The following is an 11,414-nucleotide window of genomic DNA, read 5'->3' on the forward strand; positions in this document are numbered from 1 at the left end:
CGATTCTGCGGAGGTAATAGCTTCTTCAACACTGCGGCTTTTCGTTCTTCGGAATAGCGTGGCATGAATGCTCCCATGCCGCCCCTGGATTATTAAATTCAGGCGAAACCGCCTACTGGACAACTAGGCTGACAGAGGGGGGGCGCTTGTCGGCATAAATCCAATCGCTCCCGCCGCAAGCAGATTTACTATGTGTTATCCGCTCTCAGCGACCTCCCCCCGCGATACTCGACCGATGTCAGATTCGTCGAAATCCCTTAGTTTGACTGCCAGTTCAAGCTGCAGGCCGTTAGGGTCCTGTAAGAAGACGGCCTTGGCGTTACCGAGGTCGGTAACCTCAGAAACTGCGATGCCGTGGCGGGAGATGGCCTCGGCTTTAGCCGTCAGTTCTTCCAGGGATGGGATTCTTAGCGCATAGTGATACATGCCAGGCGGCACGCCTAGGGCGCGGTTAATACTTGTGTCGTAGCTGTCGTTTATGCCGTCGACGCCCTTGGCCTCCATGAATACGAAGTATTGTCCCTCGCCGACATCGAAGCTTACCTGCCTGATGACGCCAGCCTTGCCGATTTCAATACGCTCGTCCGCGACGCGCCGACAGCCGAGGACATCGCAATAGAAGTGGATTGTAGCTTCCATGTCATGCGTTGAGACTCCGACGTGTGCAAACCCTGCATTCATGGCTATTTCCTTATTCGTTTTAGTCTGTGTAGAGCCACATAATATTACATCGACGTGGCGATGCTCTGTCGTTTTAAACGCTCGCGCGCAGCGGCCAGCTCGTGCAGTAGCGTAATCTCCCGGCAAGACAAGAAGTTGTCGAGGCAGTTGGCGGGAACGGACAGTTTCGGAAGCAGCTCGTGCGATTCCTCGCGGACATAGAAACGGTTCAAGCCGTCGAACAACGCGAACAGATACCCTTTGGTTAGCAAGCGGGGCTCCCAATCGTACCAGGTGGGTTCGCCGGTGTGTGGCGAGACTGCCTCAACAGCTAGCACCAGCGGGCGGTGCGCGTCGAAGTCCGCACTTCGAATCACGGCCGCTTCGAAACCCTCGACATCGATTTTTAGGAAGTGGATCATTCGGTCTTTTGCGTGCTCGCGCAACAGGCGATCCAGTCTGGCAGCCCCTACCATATGTTTCACCGGCTCTGCATAGTCAGGGATGCTGGGTTCCAGCAATTCCGGCCGGCATGTTGCAAGCGCGGAGTATCGAGGCACCCAAATCGGCAGCGGCCCCGGGCAGTCTGATACCGCAAGCTGTAGGTTTATGTCTCTCGGTCGCTCCGCCAGGAAAGCCTGCATTCGGTCGGCTTGTGGTTCTATATTGATTCCTGACCAGCCGCGATCGTAGAAGACCTTCGTTACGCTGTCGTCGTTGGGGTGCCACGCACCCACATCCACGTAAAAGCCCCGTTTGACATGCGAAAGTGCTCGTAGGAGCACGATGTCCTCCGCATTCTGTGCGTACGACACTGTAGGCGCAGGATTCTTTTCCATTAAAGACCCTTTTAGGGCTTGCCTGACCGGATGCTTTCTTCTGTTGGTCGGCTGTACGTATTGGGAATATAAAATCCCTTCTCGTTATCCATTTTTGCTGGCCGCATAGCCCGTGAAAATGGCAATAACTAGTTGGCACACTTTGATGGTAGTCAACGCCTTAGTGCTAATCAATGCAGCGATGTACGGTGCGACTAAAATAGGGAATGGTTACAGGGTTACCGTGCTTCCTGCGCAGAAATGATAGGGCTGGTCCAAGTGGCACACTATGAGTCAAGAGGGGCTGCGCCACGCCTTGAGAGTGTAATGACGTCCAAATCGCATTGGCGAGCTACGGCCCCTGGGGATGGCAGATTTAGTCTAGACTTTTCTCGAAGGCTTGAAGATCCTCTTCCTTCCAACGAGTAGTATCTGGACAAATTTTGATGGGTTGGGAAAATTTCCCCCCTCTGACCCAGCGCTATATTGTTTTAGGAGAGAACTTGTAGCGACTACTGACGTCGTGGACGGTGTAAAACATGAGCTATACCTTCTTTGTGATTGAAAGATCCCGGACGTGCTATCGGGCTAAATAAGGACTGCAACTAAGGGGTCTTTGGTTTGATCGATGAATTTTGCGAGTCGAAGGCGCAGCGCGCGCTTAGCGGATCAGGGGTTTCTTGAGACGGGTTCTGTCCCTTTACTGCGGACATTTCTAAAAAGAGGCGGAAATTTTTTAAGGAAAAGTGTCTGTCTATCCGTCTGAACATTCGCTTTGCGACCAGGGCATCCTCTGAACTCAGCTAAACAAAAGCGAATGTTAACAACGCCGCGAGTTGCTCACTCAGTTCACCCAGAGTTGGTTAGGAAGCGAGCCTTCATGATCCGGGTAAGCGGTCAAGTGGCGTCACAAACAAAGCGCGAGGTAGTGTGTTCGGTTCAATTGGGCGGCTTCACCATTTGAGAAGCAAATTAGAGATACCGGCCAGCCCAGGACCTGAAGCTATCATTCATTGTAAAACCGCCCAATTGACGAGATTAGAACCTAAACAAGGCCATCTTCTAGTGTTGCTTACGGCATGCATCAAAATAGTCTTTTCCAGTATCTAGAAAGCCGCGGTCAAAACAGAACCGCGGCCAACAGGAAAAACTGCACATTAGCATTTGCGCCGACGTGAGCGACTCATCAACGCGACCAAGCCAAAGGCTAACAAACCTAACGTTCCCGGCTCTGGGACGGGTTTTGGATCGGTTGGGCTCGACAATTCTGCGGTAAAACCAATGTTTTGAAAATCGACCTGGCGGTTGGATCCTGTAAGAAACGCTGTAACGTATTGAACGTTTAACGGAGCGGCCAGAGTAATATCCTGAGCTGTGATACCTGGAGCAGTGCCTAGATCTGGCAAAACATCCAAAATGCCCACCTGAGAATTCGCGGAATTGAAAAAGGTGAACGCGATATTGTCGACATCAAAGTTTTCACCTGTGTAATTCCAGAAGTGCAGAGTGTTTAGATCGTACTCCTGCCCAAAGTCAAATGAGAGTTCCAGACCCCCGCCGATCTCATCAGCTGTATACCAAATATGTGTTGTTTGATTGTGGAACTCCTCGGAAGTCGCGCTAGGCGCGTCAATCACTTTGTTGATCGTTTGGCCGCCTGAGAAGGTGTTGTTAAACGAACCCGGCGACGTGCCCGAGCCTACTGAAACCGATATACTTGATTCGTTCAGGTAAATAGGCGCTGCTACAGCATTTACCGCACCCCAGACAAAAAATGCCACTAAACTGTTCAGTAATAGTCTCATTAACATCTCGATGTTCCTCTCCATTGGTGGGTCGGGATAGCGTCCATGCAACGGTGGAGCCATAAACGTCAAATCCCTTTAATTCAATGGCCTGTCACTCAGCTCGTCTGTACTCGTGTAAAGAAAGTTGACGACAAGAACTACAAGCGACCAGGTTTGGACGGGCAAGTTGCATTGCGGTTTAATAAGAAGATCTTCCAGGGAAACAGGGGGAAAGTGAACAAGGTCGCGCGGCCGAGGAAAAGGCCCGTTTTGTGGTCAAAACGGTCAGTCGCGGCACCGTAAGAAAGGACCGCTTTGCGAACAAAGCACAGGCGTTACCCCGAATCTGAATGTCCGATTTGCGACCGTCCCGCATCCTTGGCAATACCTAAACAAAAGCGAACACTCAAGAACCACACGTTTCCACCGAGTTTTCTTAGGCATTTTTCTGATGACCACCATTCCTATAGTTCAGTACTAACAATTAATAGATTGCATGCGGTTAGTCGGTTGTGAAAATCGTTTGGTTTCCGGGGGCTGGGCATGGTGATGAAGCCTCAATATTTCTGGGGTTTAAGTTGAACAGTTCTGCACTCCTCATACAGAGACAGCTGCTGAAGCGGAAAACGCATTAGCTAGATGGAGCAGGTAAACAGCTCACCGAAAGCGACTTCGAGGCCCTCTCTCCCGGACTGGAAAAGGCTCAAAATCAAAGCTCTTCTATTTTTTTACTTCCAGCTTGCTTAAATGAAGTGATTCTTTTAGGTTTCGCCCCTGCTCAAAGCCTATCCTGTCATTTTAAAAGGTGTCATTTTGAAAAAGCTCCTTCTTTGCGCCATCGCGCTCCTGTCAATTACTGGTTGCACAAATCACCACTTAACATCGCCATCGAAAGCGAGAGATATTAAGTCCGCTCCAGAAGGGCCAACTGAGACACAGCAAGAGTTTCGGGAAGTATTCAACGGAAATCTTGATAAAGTCCCTTTGCTGTACAAGAGCAACCAGAGCTTTGATCCAAGTTACGCTGATCCTCCTGAGAGTATGGCTGAGTTGCTAAACGACTTCGACGGTCGCGCCCGGCAGGCTAGCGGCACCTTGTCGATGGGTAAACACGGGAAACCACCTGGGGTGATTTACCAAGGGGAGCCAAAGGTTGATCTAGATAAGGGTATTTTAATTTATGACGTGATTTGGGACACCGAGACTACGACATGTTTTAACACGGGGCGTTGTTTGGAAACGGCTGACATGGTTAAGAACTTTGTGTTTGACTACACACGGAAGTTAACGATGTCCGATCTTGTGTGTAAAAACGTATTTACTTGGCGATACCTTGCCTATGGTGCCAAAGCTATCATTCTCCATCGGGACGCACAGGGCGAAGTGTTCTATGGTCAGCGACTCGACGTAGATAAATGCCCCCGAAGCGAGGGTGACTTTGGGGCCTAACATTGGTCCAGACTTCTAGGTTAGGGCTCACAGAAAGGGGCACCCATGGGGAGCAAGCGTTTTAAAAACAAAACTTGTGCATATTGCTCTGTCCAGGCAGCCGTGACGGGTGATCACGTTTTCGCACGAGAGTTCTTTCTCAAAGAGCATCGCGCTAATCTGCCTCAAGCCCCCACATGTGATAGGTGCAACAACGAGAAAAGTAAGCTGGAACACTATCTGACTGCTCTTCTTCCATTTGGTGGCCGGCACAAGCATTCCGGCCAAAATCTTACCTCGCAGGTGCCCAAACGACTGGACAAAAACCAGCGGTTGCATAGGGAGTTACGGGAAGGGCAAAGTGGTGTACGGCATATTCAAGGAGATAAAGCTTTGAATACGTTCGCGCTGCCCATTCGAGAAGGCGCTATAGAAGCGTTATTTGAATATATTGTCAAAGGTTTGGTTTGGCATCATTGGCGAATCTACTTAGACCAGCAATTCCCGGTTCAAGCGCTTGTCCTCTCAGATCATGGGCGGGAATACTTTGACCGGGAGCTATTTTCTAAGAGTGCAGCACAACGAGTTTTCGAGAATCTCGGCGATAGTACGGTTATTTATGAAGGGTCGCAGGGAGTGGGTCGCCCCGAGATAACCGTGTGGCGCTTTCATATCTATGGAGGCATTATCCTCGCGGATGGTGAACACATTATGGCCACTGAGATTGGGGCAATTTCGGGCCCGAAGAGAGTAATTGAAAGTGATACTTAACACTCGCAGGCACGGCGCCGCCTTTTTCGTTGCGGCTTCGCCTCCACTCCAAAGCCGCGCATGCTGCGGGCGTTAAGTCTATGAGGCCATGACGGAAATGTATGGGTTGACGTTTTCGAACATTCCGATTTTGAACCTCAGGAGAGAATTTAATCGATTCTTCGAGTTCCTTCACTCGTCCCGGGGCGAAGAAGCCTTTAAACCTCCGATTCAGCCAATCGAATCTCCTTATATGGTATGGCTCGGGATGCCGGATGATTTTGCAACCTTATTGCTCCAGAGAGCCCTATTGGGGATCGAAAGTTATCTGCCTTTTGCACTCATGATAACCGCAGGGAAGTTGGGTACGTTCACGAATGAGTTCAGCCATAAGCTGCGTAATCCGTTTAGCTTCGGAGCGCGGAATCTGGCTATCAATCTATATGATAGAGCCCCAGCAGCAGTCCACCCTGAACTAAGTCTGGCGCACCTAGATCAATCTTTGTTTCAGAAAACACTAGAACTCTATAAAGAGGTCAGAAACCCGATCTTTCACGGAAAGCAGATTTCGCGCGTTGAGATAGGATCGTTGCGTGAAGTGTATAACCATGTTGCACGACTATATGAGTGGGTGGATATTTGGCATGACCCAGGATCGGTAATGGAAGGCGCTGAGCATTTGAAAAATATTAGAAAAGCTGTGCAACCAAAGACTTAAGAAAGGGCTCCAGCAGACCGGTTTTCCGCTGCTGCTCCAAACCGGCGGCTGGGCCCAGGCGTTAATTTTCAAGTGGGAATCAAGTTGGGCAAGGTAAATAATTTTCTGAAAGATCACATTCTCGGGGTATTTCTGACCAGTGTTGCGGCTGGGCTTCTCTCCACTTGGCTGTTTCAGGTTTTCCCTTTTGCCAACGATGAAAGAGAGGTCGTAAAGGGTGAGATCGTCTTAACTCACTTTGGTGAATACACCGAAAAATACGGTGTTCGGTTTGATAGTCCTCCGAAACTCCAGTTTTTAAATGAGTATGGTTCGACCTACAGCGGAGGGGCTGTTGATGTATTGGAGCATGGGAATGACGGGTTCGTTTATAAGCTAGCCCGCGGCTTTGCTGTTGGTGAGCAATTAACTTGGGTTGCAACGGGCACCCTCGAAGAAAATTAACAAGTCGCAGCAGTACGCGGGCAATGGCCGCCGGACGCCACTGACGTGGCGCTGTGCTCAGCGTTAATCGTTCTCCCCGAATGTCCGCTTTGCGACCGACTAACGTCATTGTAGGGTAGTCTAATCGCGAGACATCTCACGCTTGGGGCCAGATAAAAACTCAATGCCCACAAGGCATAAGATTTTAATACCGAAAGGGGGATTAGAAAATGGGGCTTTTCAGTTCATTCGAGTCAAAAACAATTAAGATCGCAATGGAAGCTCTTGCGGAAACAACTAACATGTTTCCCGAGAACTCAACTGAATACTTCCCCTCTCAAGCTGAAATGAAAGCGACACTGAAGGCGAACCTCTTCCCAGAACAAATGAAAGCCTCGTTGAAAAGGGACTACGGCGTCGCGAAGCCTGAAAACGCGGCATATCACCTGTTAGATATTGTTGGACACCTATTCGATCAGAATTCTAAGCCACACATGGCGGGGTGGTGTTTTCATGCATCCATACACCTCGACAAGCAAATGTCGTAATAACTTAACCATCGTCTGGTCTTCGACCAACTTTACGCGTCTGAGAGACTGAAAACTGCGCAGGATTTAGGCGTCGTTGACCTGCTCTCGAATAGAGAAAAAGTCCATACCCAAAGCGGAGGCTCGTTTGCAGGCCTTGATCTGTAAGCCTGAACGTTCGCTTTGCGACCGTCCCGCATTCCAGGCAATACCTAAACAAAAGCGAACATTCGGGTCAGTTTTTTCTCTAGAGCCTCCACGCTAATCACAGCCATTTCATCCAGCATCATCCGCAGAGCAAATTGCAGGCGCTGAATCGTTACATGGCAGAGACGGTCGTGTTCGCCTAAGCTATTGTTTTATATGTTCATATACAGTGTGATTGATGGTTCAAAGTCAGTAATGATGACGTAGTCAAATTCCTGCAATTATTAAGCGCTCGGCCTAATCGCGGTTAAGGCACACGCGTCGGAATGATTCTTTCCCGTAAAACTTCGTAAAATCCGACAGTTCCGGCTACAGAGCTCGTGTGGTGAATGCTAGGATCAGCCACGGCAACGTGAGTCAATCTGACTACTATTCACATGAAGGAAATAAAAGAAGGTATGGAATTTACTGTTAAGTGCGACAAAGGAATCCGCAACTTTGAGCTGAAACCAATTCATGGTGAAGTGATAGAAATCCAGTCGGGTAACCAGATCAGTGTAAGTAGTACAAGTGGTTATGTTGACTCTCGCGCAGGTATTTACGTTGCGCCACGCATCTCAAGCACTGCAAAGAAAATCGATACTGTTTTTGTAAAGACCGACGATGGTCGAGAAGAGACAATGGTAATCGTCGATTCAAAAGTGCCGTTGCGCTCAGGAAGCCAAGTAACGATTGTGGATCTAGTCGAAAAAAAAGAGGATGGCTCATACCATCTCAAAGTTGGAATCGTGAATCGCGATGCAGGGACTTCGGCACGGACCTTGTTGATGCAAGATACGCTTACCAGTTTAAACATGAAGGCCTCAAATGGCCCTTCGTGGATTGCTTTTCTAGCTCCCATTGTTGCAGGTTACATTGCCGCCGGACACTGGGCTGGTGCAGTCGGTGGTTTCTTCGTTGGGGTAGCCGCAATGTGGATTACAGAAGTCGTTAGAGGTGGCAAGATCATGGACACCGTTAAAGACTCTATTGATCGATACCTTCAGTCGCTTCTTCAAGAATCTGAGAAACCAAAAGCCCACTCCCAGGCAGCCTAAGCCCTTACCTGTAAGGCACGCCCTCTAGATTTCGGTTCTGGAGTTCGGACGTGAGTTCTGTGCCTTAACAAGTCGCAGCAGTGCGCGGCCGATTGCTGCCGAACGCCCTTTACATGGCTCCGTCGTCGCCATTCCAAAGTCGCCGCTTTGCTCAGCTTTATTGCCAAACCTGAATGTTCGCTTTACGACCGATTTTAGACGGCGATAAGACGTTGCGGTTTAATGCGAATTCAAACTTATACGCTGTTAACCGTTTCTATTGAAGAAAGTCGTTACCTGAAACTGCAATGGAGCTCTGAGGCAAAAGCTTGCAGAAGTAGATCTCTTGCAAGCTGGTATCTTGGTGGTCCAAAAAAGCGAAGATGCTGCGCTATCGACGCCTGTCTATAGAGAGTGGGCCGGTTCTTACCTTTGGCCGAGTGGGTCAAAGAACCGTGGTATCGGCATTTTTCCTCGAAACGACCATCGAGTTGAAAAGTTAGATTGGAGCGGCAGTTTTTCTGTACCTGGGCTGGTCAGCAATAGTGAAACACTGAACTGGAACACAGAGGACCTCAGGCTTTTTCTTCCTTTCACCATTAACGGGGATTTCACTGTGCTTGCCGTATGGACGAGAGGGCGCAGCGAAGAGGCATTGGGTTACATCGGGCAATTCTGGAAGTATCTACAAATTCATCGTGGGGATCAAAATGAACAGGAAAGGTCAGATGCTCGAAGAGGAAAATGGAATTGATCGTGAAGTCAGCAAAGGCGAAGAGGCAGAAAACGCTGGCCCCGATCCAAGGTGGAAAAAGTGGATTATTATTCTCTTGTGCCTCGAAATTGCCTACATTGTTCTGGAGTTTGGCTTCAACGCAGCGCTGCTCAATGTTGCAAGTGGCCTTTTCTCTGATCCTGAAAGTCTTGATAACGTCGAACTCGCCGGGCGAGTGCTCTCTGGGGTCGGGTTTGGGTTTCTGATCTACGGCGTGTTCGTCATGAAATTCAAAAGGCGACCATGCGAGCCTCAGCGGGAATTCGGCATCCTGTGCCTGATCATGCCAATTGCGATTGGAGTAATGTACGTTTCGCAAGAGCTTCTCATTGAAAAGGCCATAGTTGATAAGTCTTCTGATGAGGAGCGTTTCGCGGCAACCTACCTGCAAATGGTGAAGCCAGCCATCCGCAATGGGACTCTAATTCTTGAAGATGTTCCCATTACCCAAGAGACTTCTGATCGCCCAGAAAACAAAGCGTTTCTCGCGATATCTGGGATGCTAATGGCATCCAACGACAAAATCGTGGATCGCATCCCCCGCGAAATTGAAAGCATCGTTGGCGCAATGGTTCACCGGAGAGCTCTGGAATCACAAGGTGACTTCTATAGCGCCTATCAACAAGTAGACTCCAATATCCAGGAAGTCTATGAAAGGTACCGGGATGGGATGGTTTCGATGTCTGCGGATGTTGAGAAAGCCCTGGCGGAGACCAAGAAAACCGACTTCTACCGGAGCATGAATACCCAGTTACAAGAAGCCTACTACCACTATGCCTCAGGCGCCAAGGCGGTCTACGAGGCCATTGGGTCCAAGATGTACTTCAAACCTTATTACGTTGCGAGTGCATGCAACCCGCGGAAGACGACCTACAAGGACCGGACCTGCCGGGCCAGTTACGAAAAAAATGGCGGTTGGTACAAAGAGAACACCGGGACTGATTTGGATGTGCTGAAATTCTGCGACCTTCGGAAAATGGGCCATCAGCAATGTGACTGGAGCGCCGAGCGAGTAGGGCGTCTGGTGTACAGCGACCTCACTCCAGAGAAGCGCCGCACGTCTCCTATTCCATTGACCGTGAAAGGCATTCCCTTGGGGCTGAATAAGCGCCAGTTCTACCAACACAAGCAGTTCGCAAACAACTTCGGTACGAAACGTCACAATGGCATAGAGCTGACTGCCAAGGATCTTGTCCTTGATGGATCCGGCGTCCCGCGAACAGAGGCGTCTGTTCGAAAAGCTTTAACCCGGAATTTCAAAGAAGAACTGGTCTCGCAAGTGAACAGGGCGCTGGACACCGACGCCATCAGATACGGCATGAGCAAGAACCAATTCATGAGAGTGGATGGCGTCCAATCGGCTTATCGAACGGTTCTTGGCGATGAAGGTGCCGGCATTTCGGTTGGGTATGGACTGAGCGATTCCGAATTCCTTGAGACCGCACTGCTCCCCATGTCCTGGAATGCCGTTGCTGAAGAGCTTAAAGGGATCCCGAAGTCTGTCAGCGAAATGCAGCAAGATGAAGTGATGATGGCTCAGGGGAAGAATGCCGTCCGGGCCATGGTGGTGCCCCCAATTGCTCTTGTTCTCAGTCTCTTCTTCTCGTTGTTCACCATGTCGAAAGTATTTCACCACTTTGCGGTCATCGGATATATCAAGCGGCCAAAAGCGTTTCCCCTAGGCCGGGTGAAGCTCGGGATAACAAGCGTGTTTTTGGTGGTGGTAGCCAGTTTCCCGTTTTTCTTGCCTGAAAACCCGATGGTTAAAACCGGTATCGTCCAGGCTGCCGTTGGGAACGTCGAAGGTGAAAAAGCACCCAATAAATTGGTCACCATGGCCATGGACTGGATGATTCGAGCAGAGCCGATCATTTACCCGATAGCCAACCAGGCAATTGGCCTTCCCAAGGCGCCATTCAACCAGTTTCACGACCCCAACGCTCAAAGCATGGGCTCTCACCATGTAAAGCAGATCGATACGCTTAACGTGATCAGCTCCTTGCCTGTGTCCGATGTACAGCGCCGCCTGAATGGCCTTGGGTACAACGCAGGCCCAGTTGATGGACTGATGGGAGGAAAGACAATGGAAGCCCTGAGAAGCTTCCAGAAGGACGTGGGGCTGGCGGTTACGGGTGCTATTGATGCAGAAACCTCTATGGCACTGATCAAACGATAACCTAGATATCGTCTAGTTGCTCAGGGGTTCTACCGCGTTACTGCGGACATTCCTAAAAAGAAGCTGAATTTCTTCAAGGGAAAGTGTAGGTCTATCCGCCTGAATGTCCGCTTTGCGACCTCAGCGTGC

11 protein-coding genes are annotated in these 11,414 nt (G+C 49.8%); 8 read left to right on the plus strand and 3 right to left on the minus strand.

The window, feature by feature from the left end; all coding sequences use genetic code 11:
• Window positions 1-195 precede the first annotated feature (195 nt).
• From ABJM11_RS16640 to ABJM11_RS16650, 3 genes are all read right to left on the minus strand, one after another.
• On the minus strand, window positions 196-681 hold the full coding sequence (locus tag ABJM11_RS16640) for a VOC family protein (RefSeq protein WP_348294415.1): 486 nt from the start codon (window positions 679-681) through the stop codon (window positions 196-198).
• Between the two features lie 44 nt (window positions 682-725).
• The gene (locus tag ABJM11_RS16645) at window positions 726-1,499 is read right to left on the minus strand and encodes an FkbM family methyltransferase (protein ID WP_348294413.1); all 774 of its coding nucleotides are present in this window, start codon (window positions 1,497-1,499) and stop codon (window positions 726-728) included.
• A gap of 1,136 nt (window positions 1,500-2,635) precedes the next feature.
• The gene (locus ABJM11_RS16650) at window positions 2,636-3,283 is read right to left on the minus strand and encodes a PEP-CTERM sorting domain-containing protein (protein ID WP_348294412.1); all 648 of its coding nucleotides are present in this window, start codon (window positions 3,281-3,283) and stop codon (window positions 2,636-2,638) included.
• A gap of 795 nt (window positions 3,284-4,078) precedes the next feature.
• On the opposite strand from ABJM11_RS16650, the gene ABJM11_RS16655 reads away from it, so the two are divergent.
• The 8 genes from ABJM11_RS16655 to ABJM11_RS16690 all read left to right on the plus strand — a co-directional run bounded on the left by ABJM11_RS16655 (window position 4,079) and on the right by ABJM11_RS16690 (window position 11,285).
• Window positions 4,079-4,714 (plus strand): hypothetical protein, encoded by a 636-nt coding sequence (locus ABJM11_RS16655; protein WP_348294411.1) that lies wholly within the window; start codon window positions 4,079-4,081, stop codon window positions 4,712-4,714.
• Window positions 4,715-4,759: 45 nt separating this feature from the next.
• Window positions 4,760-5,464, plus strand: coding sequence for a hypothetical protein (locus tag ABJM11_RS16660; RefSeq protein WP_348294410.1), 705 nt, complete (start codon window positions 4,760-4,762; stop codon window positions 5,462-5,464).
• Window positions 5,465-5,552: 88 nt separating this feature from the next.
• Window positions 5,553-6,161 (plus strand): hypothetical protein, encoded by a 609-nt coding sequence (locus tag ABJM11_RS16665; protein ID WP_348294409.1) that lies wholly within the window; start codon window positions 5,553-5,555, stop codon window positions 6,159-6,161.
• Window positions 6,162-6,233: 72 nt separating this feature from the next.
• Window positions 6,234-6,605, plus strand: a complete 372-nt coding sequence (locus ABJM11_RS16670) for a hypothetical protein (RefSeq protein WP_348294407.1) — start codon at window positions 6,234-6,236, stop codon at window positions 6,603-6,605.
• 209 nt (window positions 6,606-6,814) lie between these two features.
• Complete coding sequence (locus ABJM11_RS16675) at window positions 6,815-7,132, plus strand: hypothetical protein (protein ID WP_348294406.1); 318 nt, start codon at window positions 6,815-6,817, stop codon at window positions 7,130-7,132.
• Between the two features lie 563 nt (window positions 7,133-7,695).
• Window positions 7,696-8,355, plus strand: a complete 660-nt coding sequence (locus ABJM11_RS16680; protein WP_348294404.1) for a hypothetical protein — start codon at window positions 7,696-7,698, stop codon at window positions 8,353-8,355.
• Between the two features lie 325 nt (window positions 8,356-8,680).
• Entirely contained in the window at window positions 8,681-9,088 is a 408-nt protein-coding gene (locus ABJM11_RS16685) for a hypothetical protein (protein ID WP_348294402.1), read from the plus strand.
• Window positions 9,063-11,285, plus strand: a complete 2,223-nt coding sequence (locus tag ABJM11_RS16690; protein WP_348294401.1) for a peptidoglycan-binding domain-containing protein — start codon at window positions 9,063-9,065, stop codon at window positions 11,283-11,285. Before ABJM11_RS16685 ends, ABJM11_RS16690 begins: the two co-directional genes overlap by 26 nt.
• Window positions 11,286-11,414 lie beyond the last annotated feature (129 nt).

The organism is Marinobacter sp. (genome assembly GCF_039977835.1).
Classification (GTDB): domain Bacteria; phylum Pseudomonadota; class Gammaproteobacteria; order Pseudomonadales; family Oleiphilaceae; genus Marinobacter.